The 19,785-nt window shown below is 68.9% G+C and carries 26 protein-coding genes and 1 pseudogene; 9 read left to right on the top strand and 18 right to left on the bottom strand.

Translation table 11 applies throughout. The features are described 5' to 3' along the window. Window positions 1-62 precede the first annotated feature (62 nt). Window positions 63-212 carry a hypothetical protein gene (locus OG393_RS11150; RefSeq protein WP_327374504.1) on the bottom strand — a complete coding sequence of 50 codons (150 nt, stop codon included), beginning with the start codon at window positions 210-212 and terminating at the stop codon, window positions 63-65. A 371-nt stretch (window positions 213-583) separates the two neighbouring features. On the opposite strand from OG393_RS11150, the gene OG393_RS11145 reads away from it, so the two are divergent. Together OG393_RS11145 and OG393_RS11140 are read left to right on the top strand one after the other, a co-directional pair. Further along, complete coding sequence (locus tag OG393_RS11145; protein WP_327374503.1) at window positions 584-934, top strand: hypothetical protein; 351 nt, start codon at window positions 584-586, stop codon at window positions 932-934. A 976-nt stretch (window positions 935-1,910) separates the two neighbouring features. Then, window positions 1,911-2,741, top strand: coding sequence for a recombinase family protein (locus OG393_RS11140; RefSeq protein WP_327374502.1), 831 nt, complete (start codon window positions 1,911-1,913; stop codon window positions 2,739-2,741). 62 nt (window positions 2,742-2,803) lie between these two features. Here OG393_RS11140 and OG393_RS11135 read toward each other — a convergent pair whose 3' ends face one another. From OG393_RS11135 to OG393_RS11090, 10 genes are all read right to left on the bottom strand, one after another. Then, the gene (locus OG393_RS11135) at window positions 2,804-3,268 is read right to left on the bottom strand and encodes a hypothetical protein (RefSeq protein WP_327374501.1); all 465 of its coding nucleotides are present in this window, start codon (window positions 3,266-3,268) and stop codon (window positions 2,804-2,806) included. Window positions 3,269-3,348: 80 nt separating this feature from the next. Next, the gene (locus OG393_RS11130) at window positions 3,349-3,573 is read right to left on the bottom strand and encodes a DUF397 domain-containing protein (protein WP_327374500.1); all 225 of its coding nucleotides are present in this window, start codon (window positions 3,571-3,573) and stop codon (window positions 3,349-3,351) included. Beyond that, a complete protein-coding gene (locus tag OG393_RS11125; RefSeq protein ID WP_327374499.1) occupies window positions 3,570-3,830 on the bottom strand; it encodes a hypothetical protein in 261 nt (86 codons plus the stop codon). The genes OG393_RS11130 and OG393_RS11125 overlap by 4 nt, the downstream gene beginning before the upstream one ends. Before the next feature lie 268 nt (window positions 3,831-4,098). Then, a complete protein-coding gene (locus OG393_RS11120) occupies window positions 4,099-4,905 on the bottom strand; it encodes a helix-turn-helix domain-containing protein (RefSeq protein WP_327378388.1) in 807 nt (268 codons plus the stop codon). 23 nt (window positions 4,906-4,928) lie between these two features. Next, window positions 4,929-5,438, bottom strand: coding sequence for a DUF6879 family protein (locus OG393_RS11115; RefSeq protein ID WP_327374498.1), 510 nt, complete (start codon window positions 5,436-5,438; stop codon window positions 4,929-4,931). After that, complete coding sequence (locus OG393_RS11110) at window positions 5,425-5,631, bottom strand: hypothetical protein (protein WP_060178883.1); 207 nt, start codon at window positions 5,629-5,631, stop codon at window positions 5,425-5,427. The genes OG393_RS11115 and OG393_RS11110 overlap by 14 nt, the downstream gene beginning before the upstream one ends. Before the next feature lie 168 nt (window positions 5,632-5,799). After that, complete coding sequence (locus OG393_RS11105; RefSeq protein ID WP_327374497.1) at window positions 5,800-6,228, bottom strand: MarR family winged helix-turn-helix transcriptional regulator; 429 nt, start codon at window positions 6,226-6,228, stop codon at window positions 5,800-5,802. A gap of 197 nt (window positions 6,229-6,425) precedes the next feature. After that, window positions 6,426-7,112, bottom strand: coding sequence for an ATP-binding protein (locus OG393_RS11100; protein WP_327374496.1), 687 nt, complete (start codon window positions 7,110-7,112; stop codon window positions 6,426-6,428). A 176-nt stretch (window positions 7,113-7,288) separates the two neighbouring features. Beyond that, window positions 7,289-7,948, bottom strand: coding sequence for a peptide-methionine (S)-S-oxide reductase MsrA (gene msrA, locus OG393_RS11095; RefSeq protein ID WP_327374495.1), 660 nt, complete (start codon window positions 7,946-7,948; stop codon window positions 7,289-7,291). A gap of 178 nt (window positions 7,949-8,126) precedes the next feature. Continuing rightward, window positions 8,127-9,233: a hypothetical protein gene (locus OG393_RS11090; RefSeq protein WP_327374494.1), complete on the bottom strand. Its 1,107-nt coding sequence runs from the start codon at window positions 9,231-9,233 to the stop codon at window positions 8,127-8,129. 130 nt (window positions 9,234-9,363) lie between these two features. On the opposite strand from OG393_RS11090, the gene OG393_RS11085 reads away from it, so the two are divergent. Beyond that, window positions 9,364-10,518: a cystathionine gamma-synthase gene (locus OG393_RS11085; protein ID WP_327374493.1), complete on the top strand. Its 1,155-nt coding sequence runs from the start codon at window positions 9,364-9,366 to the stop codon at window positions 10,516-10,518. A gap of 53 nt (window positions 10,519-10,571) precedes the next feature. Here the strand turns inward: OG393_RS11085 and OG393_RS11080 are convergent, their stop codons facing one another. From OG393_RS11080 to OG393_RS11070, 3 genes are read right to left on the bottom strand one after another with little or no spacing between them, the layout of a single operon-like run. Further along, window positions 10,572-10,820: a hypothetical protein gene (locus OG393_RS11080; protein WP_327374492.1), complete on the bottom strand. Its 249-nt coding sequence runs from the start codon at window positions 10,818-10,820 to the stop codon at window positions 10,572-10,574. Next, window positions 10,817-11,278 carry a sigma factor-like helix-turn-helix DNA-binding protein gene (locus OG393_RS11075; protein ID WP_327374491.1) on the bottom strand — a complete coding sequence of 154 codons (462 nt, stop codon included), beginning with the start codon at window positions 11,276-11,278 and terminating at the stop codon, window positions 10,817-10,819. Before OG393_RS11075 ends, OG393_RS11080 begins: the two co-directional genes overlap by 4 nt. A gap of 31 nt (window positions 11,279-11,309) precedes the next feature. After that, window positions 11,310-11,825 carry a MarR family winged helix-turn-helix transcriptional regulator gene (locus tag OG393_RS11070; protein WP_327374490.1) on the bottom strand — a complete coding sequence of 172 codons (516 nt, stop codon included), beginning with the start codon at window positions 11,823-11,825 and terminating at the stop codon, window positions 11,310-11,312. Window positions 11,826-11,971: 146 nt separating this feature from the next. Here OG393_RS11070 and ilvA point away from each other — a divergent pair, with 146 nt between their 5' ends. The 3 genes from ilvA (at window position 11,972) to OG393_RS11055 (ending at window position 15,328) form a co-directional block, all read left to right on the top strand. Next, window positions 11,972-13,201 (top strand): threonine ammonia-lyase, encoded by a 1,230-nt coding sequence (gene ilvA, locus OG393_RS11065; RefSeq protein ID WP_327374489.1) that lies wholly within the window; start codon window positions 11,972-11,974, stop codon window positions 13,199-13,201. A 244-nt stretch (window positions 13,202-13,445) separates the two neighbouring features. Beyond that, window positions 13,446-14,477 (top strand): ATP-binding cassette domain-containing protein, encoded by a 1,032-nt coding sequence (locus OG393_RS11060; RefSeq protein WP_327374488.1) that lies wholly within the window; start codon window positions 13,446-13,448, stop codon window positions 14,475-14,477. Further along, window positions 14,474-15,328: an ABC transporter permease gene (locus OG393_RS11055; RefSeq protein WP_327374487.1), complete on the top strand. Its 855-nt coding sequence runs from the start codon at window positions 14,474-14,476 to the stop codon at window positions 15,326-15,328. Before OG393_RS11060 ends, OG393_RS11055 begins: the two co-directional genes overlap by 4 nt. A 105-nt stretch (window positions 15,329-15,433) precedes the next feature. Here the strand turns inward: OG393_RS11055 and greA are convergent, their stop codons facing one another. Both greA and OG393_RS11045 read right to left on the bottom strand, forming a co-directional pair. Then, the gene (gene greA, locus OG393_RS11050; RefSeq protein WP_327374486.1) at window positions 15,434-15,931 is read right to left on the bottom strand and encodes a transcription elongation factor GreA; all 498 of its coding nucleotides are present in this window, start codon (window positions 15,929-15,931) and stop codon (window positions 15,434-15,436) included. Window positions 15,932-16,121: 190 nt separating this feature from the next. Continuing rightward, window positions 16,122-16,523, bottom strand: a complete 402-nt coding sequence (locus OG393_RS11045; protein ID WP_327378387.1) for a DUF4307 domain-containing protein — start codon at window positions 16,521-16,523, stop codon at window positions 16,122-16,124. A 99-nt stretch (window positions 16,524-16,622) separates the two neighbouring features. Here OG393_RS11045 and mca point away from each other — a divergent pair, with 99 nt between their 5' ends. The 3 genes from mca to OG393_RS11030 all read left to right on the top strand — a co-directional run bounded on the left by mca (window position 16,623) and on the right by OG393_RS11030 (window position 18,745). Further along, window positions 16,623-17,504 (top strand): mycothiol conjugate amidase Mca, encoded by an 882-nt coding sequence (gene mca, locus OG393_RS11040; protein WP_327374485.1) that lies wholly within the window; start codon window positions 16,623-16,625, stop codon window positions 17,502-17,504. Continuing rightward, a complete protein-coding gene (locus tag OG393_RS11035) occupies window positions 17,497-17,733 on the top strand; it encodes a hypothetical protein (RefSeq protein ID WP_327374484.1) in 237 nt (78 codons plus the stop codon). The genes mca and OG393_RS11035 overlap by 8 nt, the downstream gene beginning before the upstream one ends. A 616-nt stretch (window positions 17,734-18,349) precedes the next feature. Further along, window positions 18,350-18,745 (top strand): rodlin, encoded by a 396-nt coding sequence (locus OG393_RS11030; RefSeq protein WP_327374483.1) that lies wholly within the window; start codon window positions 18,350-18,352, stop codon window positions 18,743-18,745. Window positions 18,746-18,892: 147 nt separating this feature from the next. Here OG393_RS11030 and OG393_RS11025 read toward each other — a convergent pair. Both OG393_RS11025 and OG393_RS11020 read right to left on the bottom strand, forming a co-directional pair. Then, a pseudogene (locus OG393_RS11025) lies at window positions 18,893-19,018 on the bottom strand (LuxR C-terminal-related transcriptional regulator); the annotation flags it as partial. A gap of 87 nt (window positions 19,019-19,105) precedes the next feature. Continuing rightward, complete coding sequence (locus OG393_RS11020; protein WP_327374482.1) at window positions 19,106-19,672, bottom strand: Uma2 family endonuclease; 567 nt, start codon at window positions 19,670-19,672, stop codon at window positions 19,106-19,108. Between the last annotated feature and the right edge of the window lie 113 nt (window positions 19,673-19,785).

Genomic DNA, 19,785 nt, shown 5'->3' with positions numbered 1-19,785 from the left:
CTAAAACGGAAAGGGGCACAGCCATCCGGCTGGTGCCCCTTCGTTCGTGTTGCGGGTCTGGACTACCGCTGCTTGCGCGTGGCCTTGGCCGAGTTCTGATGCTCGAACTCCAAGCCGAGTATGGTGGAAACGCGCTGCCATCGTTCTTCGCTCCAGGCCGGAGCCTTGGCAGCCTGAAGGCGACCCCACTCGCGAGCAGTGATGTTGGTCAAACGGAAGTCCTTCCCCTGGGCTATATGTTGCGCGGCGAGAGCAACGTTCAATTCTACCTTCGCGCGCGCGTATTTGAAATATGGAATCCCGTGAATCTGCAAGGGATTTGGGGGTCATTGACTTGTTCCTGAGATGATCCCCCGCTGATCCGAGGCAGAATCCCGCCGTGATGTTCGCATCGGATCTGCCCAAGAGCGGCACGGGTACATCCGATAGGCTGTGTTCGGCCCGGCGCGACGTAGCCGGGCACACTCCTGTGATGACGGTCGTGCCCCCTGGTCGACCCGTCCACCCCGTGCAGAGAGGAGCACATGACCCCCGCTCGACGGGGATGGAGGGCGCTCACGCGCCTCACAAGGAGGACTCTCGCTTGCCCATCAAGCTCAAGGAGTGGGCCGCCATCTCGCGCCCGGAGTACCGGCGCATGGCCCGTGACACCCGCTTCGACCTCGCGTTCCGCGTTCACTTCGCCGCCCTTGGGAAGGCCAACCAGTTGGGCCACGCCGAGTTGGCGTCCGGGGAACTCGCGGCGATCCTCACCCGCAAGGACGGCCAGCCTCAGCCGAAGCAGGGCGTAAGTCGCGCGATCAAGTCGGCCAAGGATCTCGGCTTGGTCAGCCCCTCATCCGATGCGCGGTGTCTCGTGCTCCCTGGCCACCTGTACGACACGGCCAGAGGTTCCCTGTCCTGCAAGGTGCATGGCATCCACCGAGCAGCCTGACCGGGGGTAGGCGTGGAATGAGTACCGCGTACACGTGGAGCGCCTACCGGCACAGGCTCTGAGCTGCGGAAACCTTCGCTGCTTCTTTATCTCCTTATAGCCATCACGGAATGAGGGCCTTCGGCCCCGATCCTGCGTGGTCACAAGTGCGGCCCCGGAGGGGCCGACAGTCCGAGGCGGCGTACGTCAGCGGCGAAGGAAAGCAGGGGCGCGGCAGCGCCCACTTGGTGTTGAGGCAGCGGCGAAAGGGTGAGGAGCAAAGGGCGGCCGTCCGGCCGCCACAGTCCGAGGCCATGACGAAGGGGCGGCCCCGCAGGGGCCGGCAGAGCCAAGTCAGGTAACCCAACCGGGCTGGGTCGCGTACGCGGCCGCATGGCGAAGCTGCTTGGCCAGTGCCCGCGAGGCGTCACTCTTGTGCGGTCTTCGACCGCTGGTCAGAGGCTGCCGTGGCGCCCTGAGCTGGCGTTCCTCCGCCGCTGTTCTATTGCGTCGCGGCGCTGGCGAGCCTTGAAACCGTGGCAGGATCTGCGCGGCCAAGACATGGCGGTCGAGCAAAGACCCTTCGGGGGGTCATGCCCCCACCCCCCGCCGTTGCCCTTGGGTAGGCGTGAGTCCCTGCCTTTTCCTTCGCCGTCGCCAGGCGTACGGCTCTGCGCACGGCCGACAGGCCGCAAGCCTCACAAGGGGCGAGAGCGAAGCGGCAGGCTGGCAGACGGCACGCAGCCGCTCGACAGGGCAGAAGGTCAGGGCAGAGGGCAAGCCTGAGACGGGCGCACCAGCGCCCCGCCATCCGAGGCGGCGAGCACGAGAACCACGACCGTCCACGAGGGGGCGTCTCGTAAACCTTCGTTTTCGGGACGGGCGGACCAGGCTCGGGGCGTGTCCGTTTCGCCCACACCCAGACGTCTCGTAACCCGTCCCGAAACGTCTCCCTTGAGGCTGGCTTTCGGGACACGTTTGTGAGACGGTCTCGTCCATGACCACGAACACTCCGGCCGATCAGGTCGAGCGTCACGCCTGCCCGAAGTGCGATGCCCCCGCCGGTAGCCCCTGCCGTACGACCACGGGCAAGGTTGCAGCGAACTACCACACGGGCCGTTTCGCCCTGGTGCCCGCGCTCAAGGCGGAACTGACCGTGAAGACTCCGGCCGACCGCAACCCCGGCAAGGCGTGGACGGAAGGCACGCCCGTCACACAGGTGTCCGACGCGATACCGGGCGCAGCGATCCGACTGGGCTACGCCCGGTGCAGCACTGTTGGACAGGAGCTCCAGTCCCAGTTGGACATGCTTGCCCGTGCCGACTGCACCCGCGTGTTCTCGGAGAGGATCAGTACCCGTGTGAAGGAGCGGCCGGAGCTTGAGAAGGCGCTCGCGCTGGCGCGGGAGATCAAGGCAGCCGCGCCGAATCAGCCGGTCATCCTGACCGTGGTCGAGATGAAGCGTCTTGCCCGCAGTGCGGCGGAACTCATGACGTTGTCCGCCACCCTGCAAGCGGACGGCATCCAACTGGAACTCCTGTCCGGTCCGCTTCAGGGGGTGTACGACCCGAACGGGGCAGGTGCCATCGTGTTCGCCGTGCTCGCCGTCAGTGCAGAGGTGGAACGGGAAGGCATCCGGGAGAAGACGTTGGAGGGGTTGGAGGCTGCGGCCCGTAAGGGCAACGTCGGTGGGCGTCCCTCTGTCGTGGACGATGACAAGCTCGCCGTGGCCCGTGCCCGGCACGCCAAGGGAGACAGCGTCACAGCCATCGCCAAGGCCCTGGGAATCGGCCGCGCCACGTTGTACCGCCACCTCGGAGAGAGCTGAGACAGGCGCACACGGACGCGACTGGCCCTCGGCATACGCGGGGGCCGCTGTCATGCGCGGACCTACCTGGCGGGACAGGGCAGGTCGGGAGCAGCGCGGTTCGGCGTGCACGTCACAAGGGCGACAGAGTGGAAGACAGTGCCCTTGAGGTAGTGGCCGAGGGCCACGTCTCCTCCCCACGCCAGCCGCTCGACTGCACCCTTCACCAGGAGGGCCAGTCTGGTCACCTCCCGATCCTGCTCGGAGGCGAACCGGGGAGCGAACTCTGCGAGCTGAAGGCCCAGCCATTCGCCGGCTTCCTTGGGTTCCTCCCATGTCCCTCGGATCATCGAGGGCGGTTTCATGAGCCAATGCGCCGTCTGGATCGGGGGCACGTCGGTGTTCGGGAACACGGCCACGGCTTCTCGGTACCGGTCATGTACCTCCATCTCGCTGCTCGCGGTCGGGGACTGTCCGGCCGGTCTGCGGATGCTCTCCTTGTCGAACGTCTTCTTCTCCCCCACCCATGCGTAACCGTGGTGGTGCACCGCTGCTCCGTTCCGAGAGATGACGACGGCCCCGCCCGTCGGCGTGAGGGCGGGGCCGTCAGTTCAGGTGGTGCTGTGGATCAGGCGGAGAGGTCGAAGCGGGTGGGGTCGATGCCCGCCGCGTCCAGCTCGGCCGTGGTGAAGCGCAGCGGCTCGGCGTCCGGGCGCTTGCTGTCGCCCATCGCCCACGCGTCCGGCCCGATCTTCGCGAGGGTCACGCACGCCTCGCCGTCCGGGTGGGTGTTGCCTCCACACGCCTTGCTGAAGTGGGCTCCGGTGATGTCGAGTCCGTACAGGTCGGTCATCTGGTCCTCCTTGATTCAGATGGGAAGGGCACCGCTGTCCCGCTCGGGGAGTGTCCGGTGCCTCGCAGCGCCTCTGCGATCTGCTCGACGTGAGCAGCGGGGATCGAGCCCAGGTGCACGAGCGGCTCGCCTCGGGGAGTCACCTGTGGGCGTATCGCCGCGTAGGCGCTCTCCGGCAGGCCCAGGGAGGCGAGCACCTCGCGCATGGCATCGGAGGCGCTCAGAGCTGCTGTACGTCCGTCTCTCCAGGTCTGCATGTCCACTACCGCTCCCCAGAGTGCTTCTTGGGGTGTGCGGCCAGCTCGACGTTGCAGTCCGAGACGGCGGACAGGTCCCCGGCGCCGTACGCCGCTGTGCGTTGCTTCGCAAGGGCAGCGCAAACACCGCAACCCGGCGCAGGCGCAGGCGGTGTGCGGGGGAGGGACAGTTGAACCGGTGGGTCCATCGTGGTGCTGGGGCTGCTCACTGGGATTCCCTCCCTCGGATGTCGGCACCGCTGATGCTTCACCCGCTGAGCAGCTCCTTCTAGGACCTTTCCTGTTGGGGCAAGAATCCGTCCCGGATGCCCTCGACCAGGGCTCTCATGGCATCGCCGTAGACCGCCACGGCGGCGAACCGTTCGAAGGTGTCGAGGTAGACCTGGACGTCCTTCGGGTCGCGGGTGGTGACCTCGGAGTGGAACGTCTCCACGATGACGAGACGGTCGTCGTGGAGGCTGAAGCAGGTCATGGGGAAGTCGGGCATCCGGCGGTCGGACGGGACGACACCCAGCGAGACGTTGGGCAGACGGGACACGGATACGAGCCGGTCGAGCTGGAGCGCCATGACCACGGGCTCGCTGATGCGCCACCGGAGTACGTGTTCGCAGATCAGGAAGCGGAATGACCTGCCCGGTTCGTACAGGACGGATTGCCGTTCGAGACGGGCAGCCACGGTCTTGGTCCTGGTCTCCTCCGGCAGGGACGGAGGCAGGGAGAAGACGGCGTAGGCGTACTCGGGCGTCTGGAGGAGGCCGGGAATGAGCTGCCCCTGAAAGAGCCTGAGTGTGGTCGTGCCGGCCTCGATGGCCCGGATGGTCTTCTGGTGCTTCCACGGGCCCGTGCGGCGCAGCAGGCGCCATGCTGTGGCCTCGGTAGCTTCAGCGCGGGCGGCTGCCAGGAACTCTTCCTTGACGTCCTCGCTCACGCCTATGGCAGTGAGTACCAGGTCTATGTCCTGGACGGTCGGTCGTACCTTGCCCGTCTCGATCTTCGAGAGCTTCCCGGCAGACATGGAAGCCCTGCGGGCCACCGAGTCACCCGTGAGTCCGGATGCGTCGCGCAGCGCCCGCAGGGCTTTCCCGATCGAGTCGGCAGTCAGTGGTGCCGCTCCCAGTAGTCCGAGAACGGCACCGCTTCGGCCAACGCGCGGTCTCGGTAGTCCTGATACTCGGCAAGGCGGTGGGCAGCAAGCAGGTCGGCGCCGATGAACGCACCTTCGGGCGTGTAGTGCATCCGGTACACGTCCTGGTCATCGAACAACCAGAAGTCGTGATCGGGCAGGCCGGTCACGGCCTGCTCTGACAAGTCGAGGATTCCGATGGTCTCGCCGGCCGCGATGTTGCCCGGATAGGCGGCCAGTTCGTACCGCAGGTAGTCGGTCAGTGGAGACCGAAGGATGTGGACGCGTGAGACCTGCTTGCCCTTGTCGGTCATCGACCGTACCCATGGGTTGTCGTCCCAGGTGGGGCCCATGTCCCCGCCGGCCAGGAAGCGTTCGAACTCCTCGCGCTCGTCCTCCACGTTGTAGACGGAGAGCGTCTCCAAGCGGAAGGCGGTCCGCTCGAACGTCTCGAAGAGACGGCCCAACTCCTCACCGTTGAGCACGGAAGTACTCCTCCAGCACCGCGGCCGGGACAACGACGGCGGTCTCGCCCTCAGGCAGGTCGAGCTGCGCCAGCCGCTCGGGGTCGGTGATGACGTAACCCTGCACTACGTAGTCCTTGGCGTCCTCAGTACCCCACAGCGTCGGGCACGTTCCGTTCCTGCACTCCGGGTCACCGGACAGCTTCCGCAGCATCCTCGCCCCCACATGTCGGCGTACGCCTGTCGCGTTCGATGCTCCCTAGATGCTTGGGGCAAGGTCAAGTGCCGGTTCTTTCCAGAACAGGAAAGAGTCGCCCCTCGGGGAGTTGGCGGGCATGAAGCTCCTCGGCTCGTGGCTAAGGAGCTGTTTCCACGTCACCTCTCAGGTGGAGAATCCAGGTAGTGTGGGGTTGATGAGTCCCTGGGAGCGGGAGTAATAGACCAGCCACCCCTTCGATGTCATTTCGATCGATCTGCGTCGCTGGTCAGTTTCATCCCGGCTGCTCGTCACCAGCTTGAACCGCTCCAGATCCACAACATTCTTCCTCATGTGGGTCCGGTCATTAAACCCGAGTGTTTGATGATCCCCGGGGGAGCATGTGCCACCAATTCCGGCGAGGTCCTCAAGCAGTCTCCACATGCGCGGCTGCAAGTGGATGTCTCGCTCATATTTCATGGCAAGCTCGGCGAGCCATTTCCTGGCTGCATCGTCGATTTGATCCGAAGTGCTGTCGCTGAAGAATTCAGGCTCGAAGTCGAAGGAGAAATCCTGCGCGTAACCTAGTGAGTCGCGCAGATTCTGGTGACTCACATCGTATATGTGCTCGAAGGAGCGAGAGGAAACAGGGGCTGAGGTTTCCGGACCCGTGCTGTAGTGCTTCAACCTCGCCTCGATCAGCTCTGGAATGAAAGCGTCGGGAACTGGGGCGATGTCGATCGGGTCCGAAAGGACGCCGTTAAGGCGTGGAGTGGCAGCGACAGAGCGTGCGATTCCGCGAGCTCCGCAAATTACCCAGCGAGTTCCTGGAAGTTGGAGGACGGGGTTCGGATCTCTTCGATTACGCGCTGGGCGTCACTTGATACATCGATTAGTTCCAGGTTGTCGATCAGGCCAATGAAGCCGCCCGAGCCATCTGGAAATGCTTCAGAGAGCCATTTCTTGCAGGCTGCCCTGAATCCCGCCTGTGTGAATCCTTGTGATGTGTTGGCGGAGGCCCCGACGGCTGCGGAGAAGCCTCCGAATGGGCTCGTTATTCCGCCGGCGCGACTCCTGAGGACCGGGGAATTGAGCCAAAGGTTCAAATCTTTGGTACGCGGTACGGTGCGGCCTGCCCGCTTGAGTGTGTCTTCGTGTTCCAGAAAGGCGCGGGCAATGGCAAAATAGCAGGAGCTGATGAACTCCTCCGCGTCTTCCTTGATCTGTAGTGGTTCGGGTAGGGGCAGGTAGAGTTGCTGGCTTCGCCCTTGCCTATAGTCTTCGCTTGCCACCCATGTGGCGACAGAAACCAGGCTCGTCTTGCCGACGCCGTTCGGGCCTTCCAGGACGACGTGCATGTCACTTTCGCGGACACGCCGGAGCAGGGCGCGAAGTTCCCTATCGCGGCCGACCAGTAGCTCGCGTCCGTCCTCGCTGCCAGGGAGTGGCTTCACGACGTAGGGGTTTCCCTTGAAGCCGAGGCTCAGCCAGAAGTCCAAGATACTCCCCCAACAGTCGTGGTGACGGTCAATCATATGCTGGCTGGGTGTCAGCGTGGGGAAGGTGCGACCGAGGCGCTCAGGCCAGGCGTTCATGTACGAGGTGCGCGCGCAGTGCGGCGGGTGCTCGCAAGGGCCGGCGGCGACAGCCGCCGACCCCGTAACCGCCTGGCGAATCAGTCAGCCTCGGCGACGCCGATCGGGCAGGCCACGCCCGTGCCACCGATGCCGCAGTAGCCGTTAATGTTGCGGTCGAGGTACTGCTGGTGGTATCCCTCGGCGGGGTAGAAGGCGCGGCCCTCGGCCGGGAGGATCTCCGTGGTGATCGTGCCGTGCCCCGAGCCGGTCAGGACCTGCTGGTACGCCGCGCGCGACGCGTCGGCGACCTGCGCCTGGGCGGGGGAGTGGGTGTAGATCGCCGATCGGTACTGGGTGCCCACGTCGTTGCCCTGGCGGAAGCCCTGGGTCGGGTTGTGCGACTCCCAGAACAGCTTCAGCAGCCGCGCGTACGTCACCTTCCGCGGGTCGAAGACCACGCGGACGGCCTCGGTGTGGCCGGTGAGGCCGGAGCAGACCTCCTCGTAGGCCGGGTTCGGGGTCAGACCGCCTTGATAGCCCACCAGGGTCGTCCAGACGCCCTCAACCTGCCAGAACTTGCGCTCCGCGCCCCAGAAACAGCCCAGCCCGAAGTCGGCGACCTCGAACCCCTCCGGGTACGGGCCGAGCAGCGGGGTGCCGAGGACGGTGTGGCGCTCCGGGACGGCGAACTCGGGCGTTGTGCGGCCCTTCAGCGCCTGCTCGGGCGTGGGGAGGACGGGGGTGCGTGACAGGAACATGCGGCGTCTCCTCGACGGTCGGGGCCCTACCCACAACGTCCGGGGGCCGGGAGGGATTCCCCGGCCCCCGGACGGTTCGTGACCCCGTGTCCCGTGAGACCCGGCCGCCGAACCGCCTCCCGAACCCGGCCGCGACATCCGCCCCGGACCCGCCGCCCGCCCCGGTACCGACAGGCTCTCAGCGCGACAGCGTCGCCGGGTTCCCGCCGTTCGCCTCGTACGCCGCCACGGCGAGGTTCCGGGACAGGGTGTACCGCGCCGCCGGGTCCTCGCTGAGCGTCCAGGGCAGCGCGCCGACGTGCCCGTCGACCTCCACCAGCTGCCGCATGGCCTCCGTCCACCGCTGCGCGCCGATCAGGAAGTGGATCAGCAGGTGGCGGACGTGCGCGAGCATCGGGTCGTCCGGGCGGGCCGAGTGGACCGCGTACAGCGCGCCCTCCATCGCCCGGGAGACCACCGCGGTCCGGTAGAAGTCCTGGACGAGCGCGACCTCGGGAAGGTGCTCGAACACCGCGAAGAGCGGCAGCGCGGCGAGCAGCGAACCCCGCGGCGCACGGGCCGCTGCCGTGGTCGCGAACCGGTCGGCGTCCGCGCGGGAGCCGTGCCACTTCTCGCACCAGTAGTGCAGCGCGGCCAGGTGCGCGCCCATGTGCTGCGGCGCCCGGTCGATGACCTGGGCCCAGACGCGGTCGAACTGATCGTGGCTGTCGCCGAGTCCCCGGGCGACGGCCAGCTCCACGATGTACGGCACGGGATCGCCGGGGGCGAGCAGCGCCGCCTCCCCGCAGACCTTGCGTGCCTCTTCGAGGATGATGCGGAACTCGTCGCTGCCCGCGGCCGACGAGCGCCACGCCTGCTGCACCAGGAACTCCGCGTACACGGCCGCCGCGCCCGCGTCCTTGGGCGCGTCCGCGCGCCAGGCCCGCAGCCACGCGCCGCCGACGCCGGGCCGCTGCTGGAGTTCCAGGGAGGCCGATCCCGCGAACGCCTGGACCCGCTGCCAGCGGATCTCGCCCTCCTTCTCCGTGCCGGCGAGCAGCTGCGAGGCGGCCCGCCAGTCCCCGGTGGCCCGCACCACGTCGAGGACGTCGAGCAGGTCGCGGTCCGGGCCGGGCATCCGCACGTCCAGTTCCTCCTGACGCACGAAGCCGTATGCCTCCGGGTCCGCGGCGTCCGGCGAGCCCGGCGCGACCTGCTGGATGCCGGCGCCCCGGCGGCGTCGCACGAACGAGGCGACGACCGCGAGCAGCAGGCCCGTCGCGAACAGGAACCAGAGAATCTCCATGCGGCCCATTGTCCCGTACGCCCCGCGGGACACCGTGGCCGGAGGGAGCCGCCGCACGGCACGCTCGCCGGGTGACGCCGCGCGGGACTCGTGCGGCACCGGGCCGTGCTCCGGACTACGCTCCTGCCTCATGAGCGACCAGCACACCCATCAGAGCTTCGAGACCCGCGCCATCCATGCGGGCAACACCGCCGACCCGCTGACCGGCGCGGTCGTGCCGCCCATCTACCAGGTGTCCACCTACAAGCAGGACGGCGTCGGTGGGCTCCGCGGCGGCTACGAGTACAGCCGCAGCGCCAATCCGACCCGTACCGCGCTGGAGGAGAACCTCGCGGCCCTGGAGGGCGGCCGGCGCGGACTCGCCTTCGCCTCCGGCCTCGCCGCCGAGGACTGCCTGCTGCGCACGCTGCTGGCCCCGGGCGACCACGTGGTCATCCCCAACGACGCCTACGGCGGCACCTTCCGCCTCTTCGCGAAGGTCGTGCGGCGCTGGGGCGTGGACTTCTCCGTCGCCGACACCTCGGACCTGGAGTCGGTGCGGGCCGCGGTCAACGACCGGACGAAGGCGATCTGGGTCGAGACCCCGTCCAACCCGCTGCTCGGCATCACCGACATCGCGGCGGTCGCCGACGTGGCCCGCACGGCCGGCGCGAAGCTGGTCGTCGACAACACCTTCGCGAGCCCCTATCTCCAGCAGCCGCTGTCGCTGGGCGCGGACGTCGTCGTGCACTCGCTGACCAAGTACATGGGCGGGCACTCGGACGTCGTCGGCGGCGCGCTGGTGACGGCCGACGAGGCGCTCGGCGAGGAACTGGCCTACCACCAGAACGCGATGGGCGCGGTCGCGGGTCCCTTCGACTCGTGGATCGTGCTGCGGGGCGTCAAGACGCTCGCCGTCCGCATGGACCGGCACAGTGAGAACGCCGCGCAGATCGTCGAGATGCTGTCCCAGCACCCGAAGGTCACCCAGGTCCTCTACCCTGGCCTGCCCGAGCACCCGGGCCACGAGATCGCCGCGAAGCAGATGAAGGCGTTCGGCGGCATGGTCTCCTTCCGCGTCGAGGGCGGCGAGGAGGCCGCCGTCGCGGTCTGCGACCGCGCGAAGCTCTTCACGCTGGGTGAGTCCCTGGGCGGTGTCGAGTCGCTGATCGAGCACCCGGGCCGGATGACCCACGCCAGCGTCGCGGGCTCGGCCCTGGAGGTGCCGGCGGACCTGGTCCGGATCTCGGTGGGCATCGAGAACGTCGACGACCTGCTGGCGGACCTGCGTCAGGCGCTCGGCTGACCTGGCTGACCCGTGCCGGGCACCCGGTGAGCCGGTGTTCTCCGGACGCCGGTTCACCAGCCTTCGAGCGGTGGTGTCGTCCCGGGCGGCACCACCCAGGGCCGTACGACCGAGGCCCACACCACGAACGCGACGACGGCCGCCGCCAGCAGGGCCCACAGGGCCCGGCGGAGCACCCGGTCCCGGTGCAGCAGCCGGGTGCCGCGTTCGACGGCCCGGGTGGCCAGGTCGCCGGGGACCTGCGGATGCGGGGAGTCCAGCATGCGCCGGACCTCGTCCTCCTTGCGTTCGTGCCGGGTCATGACGCGTTCCTCCCGGTCCGGGGCCGCAGGGCGTAGACGGAACGGGCGCAGACGGCCCGGACGCGTTCCTCGGGGAGTCCGAGCAGGGCCGCGGCCTGTTCCTCGGCCACGCCCTCGTGGAGTCGCAGCACCACGACGAGACGCTCCTGCGGGGTGAGCGGCGACAGGACGCCGCCCCGGCCGTGGCGGTGGCGCCAGGCGGCGCGGGCGAAGCGGGCCGCCAGGTCGGCACGCGTGCGTTCGTACGGGTCCTCGTCGCGCATCCGGTCCCACTCGGCGTAGGTGTGGGCCAGGGCGGCGGTCAGCAGGTCCTGGGCGTGGGGGTTGCGGGCACGGGTCTCGGCGGTGAGCAGGGTCGCGACATGCAGCAGCCGCCCGGCTGCCCCCGCGACGAACGCCTCGAACTGCCGGGTTCGGCGGCTCCGTTCGCCCGTGTGGACGTGCTGCCGGTCTCCCACGTCCTCATATGAGGACAGAGGACGCCCTGGGTCAAGAGGTGGGGCCGGACTCCGTGTCGGTGGCGGGCGGCAGGCCCGACTGGCGGGCGGACAGCGCCGAATTGAAACGGGTGAGCAGGGTGCAGAAGGAGACGCGTTCCTCCTCGGTCCAGCCGTCCGTGACCTCGGCCATCAGCTCGCGGCGGGAGGAGCGGACCTCTTCGAGGCGGGTCAGCCCGCGCGGGGAGAGCTGCAGGACGACCGCCCGTCCGTCCTCCGGGTGGGAGGTGCGTTTGACCAGGCCGGTGTCGACGAGCGGGGCGACCTGGCGGGTGACGGTGGAGGAGTCGATGCCCATCCCGGCCGCGAGCGCCTTGACGCCCATGGGGCCTTCCTGGTCCAGGCGGTTCAGCAGGAGGTAGGCGGCGCGGTCCATCGAGTTGCGGAGCTGACCGGTGCCGCCGAGGCGGGTCTGTTCCGCCCGGCGGGCGAAGACGGCCACCTGGTGCTGGAGGGCATCGAGGAGACCGGGGTCAAGCTCTGTCGTCATGTCCTGAGAAGGGGGCATGGCTGTGGGGCTCTCTCGTCCGGTGGTCGGTTGGTGGGGGACAGAGTACGCGGACGGGCGCCGGTCCGTGCCCGCGCTGCGCAATCCTGGTACAGCGCGGAGGCTCCGGGCGGCCACGTGCCCCGTGAGCTGCGAGACTTGCCGTCATGAGCTTCCGTACGACTCGCCCCTTGCACTCCCTGATCCTCGACGACGTGCGTGGGGCGCAGAAGATGCTCGCCGGTGTGGCGCGGATGACCGCGATGGAGGGGAGCCGCCACCTGTCGTCCCTGGTGGGGTCCCCGGTTCACCTGAAGTGCGAGAACCTGCAGCGGACGGGTTCGTTCAAGCTGCGGGGCGCGTACGTACGGATCTCCGGGCTGCGGCCCGAGCAGCGGGCCGCCGGTGTGGTGGCCGCCTCGGCCGGGAACCACGCGCAGGGCGTCGCGCTGGCCTCCGCGTTGCTGGGGGTGCGTTCCACGGTGTTCATGCCGGTCGGCGCACCGCTGCCGAAGGTCGCGGCGACCCGGGAGTACGGGGCGGACGTGCGGCTGGAAGGCCATGTCGTGGACGAGACGCTGGCGGCGGCGGAGCGGTACGCCGCGGAGACCGGCGCGGTCTTCATCCACCCGTTCGACCACCCGGACATCATCGCGGGGCAGGGCACGGTGGGCCTGGAGATCCTGGAGCAGTGCCCGGAGGTGCGCACGATCCTGGTCGGCGTGGGCGGTGGGGGGCTGGCGGCCGGGGTGGGGCTGGCGGTGAAGTCGCTGCGCCCGGACGTGAAGGTGATCGGTGTCCAGGCGGAGGGGGCGGCGGCCTATCCGCCGTCGCTCGCCGCCGGGCATCCGGTGGCGATCGGTGCGCCGACGACGATGGCGGACGGAATCCGGGTGGGGCGGCCGGGCGATGTGCCGTTCGCGCTCGTCCGGGAGTACGTCGACGAGGTCCGCACGGTGTCCGAGGACGCGCTGGCCTCGGCGCTGCTGCTGTGCCTGGAGCGGGCGAAGCTCGTGGTGGAACCGGCCGGCGCGAGTCCGGTGGCGGCGCTGCTCGGCGATCCGGCGGCGTTCCGGGGGCCGGTGGTGGCGGTGCTGTCCGGCGGCAACGTCGATCCGCTGCTGATGCAGCGGATCCTGCGCCACGGCATGGCGGCCGGGGGCCGCTACCTGAGTCTGCGGTTGCGTGTGACGGACCGGCCGGGGGCGCTGGCGACGCTGCTGGCGGTCCTGACGGTGGTCGACGCGAACGTGCTCGACGTGGGGCATGTGCGGACCGATCCGCGGCTGGGGCTGACGGAGGCGGAGGTCGAGCTGCATCTGGAGACGAAGGGCCCGGAGCACTGCGCGGAGGTGGAGGAGGCGCTGCGGGAGGCGGGCTACGTGGTACTCGGCTGACGTCGTTCCCGGTCCCCGTCCCGTGCGCGGGACGGGGACCGGGGCGGGCGACGGGCGTTCCGGACGGCGGGCGCCGGGGACCGTGGGGTTCCCGGCGCCCGCCGTCTCCGTGCCGGTGCCCCGATGGTTGTCTATCGCGATGTATCGCGTTACCTTGTGGCCCCTGTCGCATATTCGCTGGGCGTCGCTCCTCCTTCGTCCCTAAGCTTGGGTGGAAAACGCCCATATCCCCTGGGAGACCCCTATGCCAGGCGCGATCCACGCCGAAGGTCTGGTGAGGACCTTCGGCGACGTACGAGCCCTGGACGGCGTCGACCTCGACGTCCCCGAGGGCACGGTCCTGGGCCTGCTCGGCCCGAACGGCGCGGGAAAGACGACCGCGGTGCGCGTGCTGACGACGCTGCTCAGGCCGGACAGCGGCCGGGCCTTCGTGGCCGGGATCGACGTGGTCAGGCATCCCGACCGGGTCCGCCGCGCGATCGGCCTCTCCGGGCAGTTCGCGGCCGTCGACGAGTACCTGACCGGTCGCGAGAACCTCCAGATGGTCGGCCGGCTCTACCAGATGGGCGGCAGGGAGGCGAAGGCGCGGGCCGACGAGCTGCTCGAGCGGTTCGGCCTCGCCGACGCGGCCGACCGCACGGCCAAGACCTACTCCGGGGGCATGCGCCGCCGCCTCGACCTCGCCGCGGCCCTCGTCGTCTCTCCGCCCGTGATGTTCATGGACGAGCCGACGACCGGCCTCGACCCGCGCAACCGCCAGGCGCTCTGGGAGGTGATCCAGGAACTCGTCGCCGGCGGCACGACCCTGCTCCTGACGACCCAGTACCTGGAGGAGGCCGACCACCTCGCCCACGACATCTGCGTCATCGACCACGGAAAGGTGATCGCGCGCGGCACGTCCGACCAGCTCAAGGCGCAGACCGGCGGCGAACGCGTCGAGGTCGTCGTCCACGAGCCGGAGATGATCCCCGGCGCGCGGGAGGTCCTCTCCCACTACGGACTGGACGGCCGGGGGAGCGTCGAGGTGTCCGTGGAGCCCCACATGCGGCGGCTGACCGTCCCCGTCTCCGGCGGCGCGAAGCTGCTCGCGGAGGTGATCCGGGAGCTGGACACCCGGGGTGTCGAGATCGACGACATCGGCCTGCGCCGCCCCACCCTGGACGACGTCTTCATCTCGCTGACCGGCCACGCGGCCGAGCAGGCCGAGGACGAGGAGAACGGCGGGGACACCGCGACGAAGGGTCGCGGGCAGACCAGGAAGGAGACGGCAGGGTGACCACTGTCCAGGAAGCGGCGGACCGCCCGATCACCCCCCGTACGCGGGGCGGGATCGCACAGTCCGCCGGAGACTCGCTCGTCATCGCGCGACGTAATTTGACAAGAATGTACCGAATTCCCGAGATGGTCATCTTCGGGCTCATCCAGCCGATCATGTTCGTGGTGCTGTTCAGCTACGTCTTCGGCGGCTCCATGACCATCGGCGGTACCAACGCCCCGGCCGTCTACCGTGAGTTCCTGATGGCCGGCATCTTCGCCCAGACCGTCACCTTCGCCACCGCCGGCGCGGGCGCCGGCATCGCCGACGACATGCACAAGGGTCTGATCGACCGCTTCCGCTCACTGCCGATGGCCCGCGGCGCGGTCCTCACCGGACGAACCCTGGCCGATCTCGTCCAGACCGCCCTCACGGTCGTCGTTCTCGCGGTCGTCGCCCTCCTGGTCGGCTGGCGCATCCACGAGGGCGTCCCCAAGGCGCTGGGGGCCTTCGCCCTGCTGCTCCTGCTCGGCTACGCCTTCTCCTGGATCGGTGCCCTCATCGGGCTGTCCGTCCGGACCCCGGAGGCAGCGACCTCGGGCGGGCTCATCTGGCTCTTCCCGGTCACGTTCATCTCGATCGCGTTCGTGGACTCCAGCCAGATGGCGTCCTGGCTCCAGCCGATCGCGGAGTGGAACCCGTTCAGCGCGACCGTCCAGGCGTGCCGGGTGCTCTTCGGCAACCCCGGCGTCTCGACCTCCGACGCCTGGCCGATGCAGCACCCGGTGTGGGCCTCGGTCCTCTGGTCGGTGGTGATCATCGTGGTGTTCCGGACGCTCGCGGTCAGGAAGTACCGCTCGGCCACCGGGTGACGCCGGCGCCCACGGCGTGCCGAGGGCCCGGACATGGCGGAGGGCCGGTCTCCGGGGAACTTCCCGGGGACCGGCCCTCCGCGCGGTGCGGGCGCGCGGGACGGATCAGCCGGTGTACGGCTTGGCGCTGATGACCTTCACCGTGGCCTTCTTTCCGTTCGGCAGTTCGTACTCGGCGTCGTCGCCGGCCTTCTTGCCGCTGACGCCCACGCCGAGCGGGGACTGCGGCGAGTACGTCTCGATGTCACCGCTCGCGTACTCGCGCGAGGCCAGCAGGAAGGTCATGGTGTCGTCCTCGTCGCCGTCGAAGGCGATCGTGACGACCATGCCGGGCTCGACGACGCCGTCATCCGCGGGAGACTCGCCGACCTTGGCCTGCTCCAGGAGCTGGGTGAGCTGGCGCACCCGGAGTTCCTGCTTGCCCTGCTCCTCCTTGGCCGCGTGGTACCCGCCGTTCTCGCGCAGGTCGCCCTCCTCGCGCGCCGCGGCGATCTTGGCGGCGATCTCGGTTCGCGCGGGACCAGACAGGTACTCCAGCTCGGCTTTGAGCTGGTTGTACGCCTCCTGGGTGAGCCAGGTGACGTTGTCGCTGGTCTGGGTCACAGGTGCTCCTCGTAGGTACTGGGAATACAAAGCATCGCCCTACCCAGAAGGATGGTCCTTCCTGGATGGGCGAAACCACGAGCCTAACAATTAGTGGCGAGAAGGGGGAGGACAAAAACCATAAGGATGACGTCACCCCAGGTCGGCGCGGAAATCGCGGGCCGACCCGCCGGGCCCTCCCCACCCGCTGCTACCGGGCGGTACATCCCACGAGCTCGGCACTGGTCGCGCGAGCGGTCGTGCGGACCGACCAGACGCGGTCGACGCGGCCGGCCGTCCCGTCGACCCGCACGTCCTTGCGGCCCACCTCGGCCCCGTCCTCGGCGCGCGTCCGCAGCGTGCAGACCCCTTGGACGCCGGCGTCCTTGCGGACCTCCAGATGCACCTGGACCTCGGTGTCGCTGACGACGTCGAACTTGATCATCTCTGCGCTGATCTTGTTGTCGACGACGTAGTACCAGCCGAACCAGCCCAGCAGGCCGAGGAACAGCACGCCGAGCACGACGCCCACGATCCTGAGCCCGCGGTCGGCGCGCTCGTCCGCCGGGCGTCCGTAGCGCCCGTCGGGCAGCCGGCCCTGGACCGCGCTCATCATCGTTCCTCTCGACGCCGGGGGTCCCCGGAATTTTCGGCCCCCCGGTTCCGTCACTATAGAGACCTGCCTCCGCGACCAATCACTGAGGATCGAGTCTTGACTGAGCAGCTGCGACTGATGGCCGTGCACGCCCACCCCGACGACGAGTCGAGCAAGGGCGCGGCGACGATGGCCAAGTACGTGTCCGAGGGGGTGGACGTCCTGGTGGTGACCTGCACGGGCGGCGAGCGCGGCTCCATCCTCAATCCCCAGCTCCAGGGCGACGCCTACATCGAGGCGAACATCCACGAGGTGCGCCGCAAGGAGATGGACGAGGCCCGCGAGATCCTCGGAGTCGGCCAGGAGTGGCTCGGCTTCGTCGACTCCGGACTCCCGGAGGGCGACCCGCTGCCCCCGCTCCCCGAGGGCTGCTTCGCCCTGGAGGACGTGGACGTGGCGGCCGGCGAGCTGGTCCGCAAGATCCGCGCCTTCCGTCCGCAGGTCATCACGACCTACGACGAGAACGGCGGCTACCCGCACCCCGACCACATCATGACCCACAAGATCACGATGGTGGCCTTCGACGCGGCGGCGGACACCGAGAGGTACCCGGAGGCCGAGTTCGGCCCGGCCTTCCAGCCGCAGAAGCTCTATTACAACCAGGGCTTCAACCGTCCCCGCACGCTCGCCCTGCACCAGGCGTTGCTCGACCGGGGCATGGACTCCCCGTACGGCGAGTGGCTGGAGCGCTGGAAGGAGTTCATGCGGGCCGAGCGGACCCTGACCACCTACGTGCCGTGCGCGGAGTTCTTCGAGACCCGCGACAAGGCGCTCATCGCCCACCGCACCCAGATCGATCCGGACGGTGGCTGGTTCCGGGTCCCGATGGACATCCAGAAGGAGGTCTGGCCGACGGAGGAGTACGAGCTCAGCAAGTCGCTGGTGGACACCTCCCTCCCCGAGAGCGACCTCTTCGCGGGCATCCGCGACAATGCCTGACATGAGCGCACACCTGGCACTGACCCAGCTTGTCCCCTTCGCCGCCGAAGAGCTGGACAAGAACAAGGTGACCCCCGGCGTCCTCGGCTTCGTCGTCTTCGCCGTGATGGCCCTCGCCGTCTGGATGCTGATGAAGTCGATGAACCGCCACATGGGCAAGGTCTCCTTCGACGAGTCCCCGGCCGCCCCGGCGACCGCCGAGCGGGACACCACCGCCCCGCGGAAGTAGACGACGGCCGACGCGGGCCCCGCCTCCCCGGAGGCGCGGGTCCGCGTCGCCGTACCCGGACGACCGGTCGGACCCGCGTCTCCCCCGCCCACGCCCGGCGTACAGGGACTCGTTCTCCCGGACCGCTTCCACAGGACATCGACCGATGACGCGTCCGACACAGGTGCGGGTCGCCGGCGGTGAGGCCGGGACCGCCCGGAAGGCCAGCGCGCGCGGTCTTCGGCCGACAGGGGGAAGGGGCCTCAGCGGCCCAGGTCGGCAGCGGGTAGGCCACGTTCGCGCGGGCGCAGGAGGTCCGGTCCGCGTGCGGTTCGCGTCCGCCTGTCGGTCGAAGGCCACCCGGCAGGCTCCCTGAGAGCTTCCGGTCGCCGGGAACACGTGTGCTGCGAGAGGTGCGCCGACGCGAGGGACCGATGGCGCCGGCCGGGCGTCACCAGGCCCCGCAAGGGGTCCGGAGCGGGCCGAACGGCTGGCCGTCGACCTTGCGTCCGATGGCGTTCATCTGCTGAATACCGCGTCCGGGTGACCCCCCGGAACCAATCCTGTTCCCCGCAGTTGATCAGGATGCTTCGGTAACGGAGCGTTCCAGGGCCCACCAGCTCAAGAAGGAAAACTCGTGATCAAGAAGGTTCTTGCTACGGCGGCAGTTGCGGCCTCGGTCGCCGGCATGTCTGCGTCCACCGCGATGGCGGCCGGCAACGACGGCGGCAGCGCCAACATCATCGGCAACACGTCGCACCAGTCGATCGGCAGCAACCACACCGGTGGCTACATGAGCCCGAACTTCGGCCTCGTCAACGGTGGCGTCCTGCACTGCTTCGACATCCAGAAGATCCAGGCGCAGGTGCCGGTCGGCGCCCTCATCGGTGTCCCGATCGCCGTCCAGGACGTGCTCGGCAACCCGATGTCGAACCAGACCTGCACCCAGAACTCCGTGCAGCAGAAGGGCGACGACGCCCTGTCGCACATCCTGGGCGAGGTTCTCTCCCAGAACGGCAACGTCGGCGGCTGACGCCACCCGTTCCACGGAAGCGGTCCCGTTCCTCGCCCAACCGGCGCGAGGAACGGGACCGCTTCCCGTTGTGCCGGGGGGCGGCCCCACACCGGACGGAGCGCCGGAAGTGGTGTCGGAGGTGCTCCAGGAGGCGGGCTCCGGTCGGATCCAGCCCCGCTGCCGGGCGAGATGCGCTGCCGCGTGGCGGTTCTCCACCCGGAGTTTCGTCGTGACGGCCGACAGGTAGTCGCCTACGGTGCCCGGGGCCAGGGTCGCCCGTTCGGCGATCTCCTCGGCGCCCGTCGGCGGCGCCGACGAAGGTGGCTATCGCCGACTCCTTCCCGCACGTCGCCGCATAGGGGGCGACTTCTCCGTTCCTTACAGGACCCCGAGGTCGACCGTGACAGGGAAGGGCGCGGTGGTTTTCACGGTGCCGGTGAACATCTCGCCGTCCCCGTAGGCCCTGGTGGCGAGATCGAGGACGTAGGTGTAGACGATCGGGACACCGGTGGCGGCCTGCTCGATGCGCCAGTAGAAGGGGATGTCGGCCTTGGCGTACTGGTCCACCTTCACGATCCGGTCGGTGGTTTCTGACCCTGGGGACACGACCTCGACGACCAGGAGCACGTGCTCGGGGCGGGTGGGTGTGAGGTCGATGGTCTCCGCCCGGTACACGGTGACGTCCGGGCGGCGGTTGGTGAGCGGCACGTCCTGCAGGCGGACGTCGAAGTCCGTGTCGGCGTTCCAGTCCGGGCCCGCGGCGGCGTCCAGGGCATTGGCCAAGAGCCGAGCCAGCCGCTTGTGCCGCTTGGAGGCGCTCGGGCTCACGACGACCATCCCGTCCACGATCTCGATGCCGGCGCACTGCTCCTCGGACCAGGAGTCGTACTGTTCCGCGCTGATCTGCGTGTGCATCCACGCGGGCGCCACCATCTCGGCGGTCATGAAGTACCTCCTTCGAGGATGCGGTGCTGCTCGACTCAGCGTACTGCCCGCTTCCAGTCGGGCACCGGCTTTGGGTCGGGTCAGAACCTTCAGCGTCCGCAGGGCGACCGGGG

The sequence above is a fragment of the Streptomyces sp. NBC_01216 genome (assembly GCF_035994945.1).
Classification (GTDB): Bacteria; Actinomycetota; Actinomycetes; order Streptomycetales; family Streptomycetaceae; genus Streptomyces.
Note: the sequence above shows the minus strand (reverse complement) of the source record. Positions and strands in the feature narration are given on the sequence as shown.

Excerpts from the sequence above, each read along its gene's own strand:
- OG393_RS11140 (WP_327374502.1), top strand. The coding sequence starts at position 1,911 with ATGACCACGAACACTCCGGCCGATCAGGTCGAGCGTCACGCCTGCCCG.
- OG393_RS11130 (WP_327374500.1), bottom strand. The coding sequence starts at position 3,573 with ATGACCGACCTGTACGGACTCGACATCACCGGAGCCCACTTCAGCAAG.
- OG393_RS11125 (WP_327374499.1), bottom strand. The coding sequence starts at position 3,830 with ATGCAGACCTGGAGAGACGGACGTACAGCAGCTCTGAGCGCCTCCGAT.
- OG393_RS11110 (WP_060178883.1), bottom strand. The coding sequence starts at position 5,631 with ATGCTGCGGAAGCTGTCCGGTGACCCGGAGTGCAGGAACGGAACGTGC.
- msrA (WP_327374495.1), bottom strand. The coding sequence starts at position 7,948 with ATGTTCCTGTCACGCACCCCCGTCCTCCCCACGCCCGAGCAGGCGCTG.
- OG393_RS11090 (WP_327374494.1), bottom strand. The coding sequence starts at position 9,233 with ATGGAGATTCTCTGGTTCCTGTTCGCGACGGGCCTGCTGCTCGCGGTC.
- OG393_RS11085 (WP_327374493.1), top strand. The coding sequence starts at position 9,364 with ATGAGCGACCAGCACACCCATCAGAGCTTCGAGACCCGCGCCATCCAT.
- OG393_RS11080 (WP_327374492.1), bottom strand. The coding sequence starts at position 10,820 with ATGACCCGGCACGAACGCAAGGAGGACGAGGTCCGGCGCATGCTGGAC.
- OG393_RS11070 (WP_327374490.1), bottom strand. The coding sequence starts at position 11,825 with ATGCCCCCTTCTCAGGACATGACGACAGAGCTTGACCCCGGTCTCCTC.
- ilvA (WP_327374489.1), top strand. The coding sequence starts at position 11,972 with ATGAGCTTCCGTACGACTCGCCCCTTGCACTCCCTGATCCTCGACGAC.
- OG393_RS11060 (WP_327374488.1), top strand. The coding sequence starts at position 13,446 with ATGCCAGGCGCGATCCACGCCGAAGGTCTGGTGAGGACCTTCGGCGAC.
- OG393_RS11045 (WP_327378387.1), bottom strand. The coding sequence starts at position 16,523 with ATGAGCGCGGTCCAGGGCCGGCTGCCCGACGGGCGCTACGGACGCCCG.
- OG393_RS11035 (WP_327374484.1), top strand. The coding sequence starts at position 17,497 with ATGCCTGACATGAGCGCACACCTGGCACTGACCCAGCTTGTCCCCTTC.
- OG393_RS11020 (WP_327374482.1), bottom strand. The coding sequence starts at position 19,672 with ATGACCGCCGAGATGGTGGCGCCCGCGTGGATGCACACGCAGATCAGC.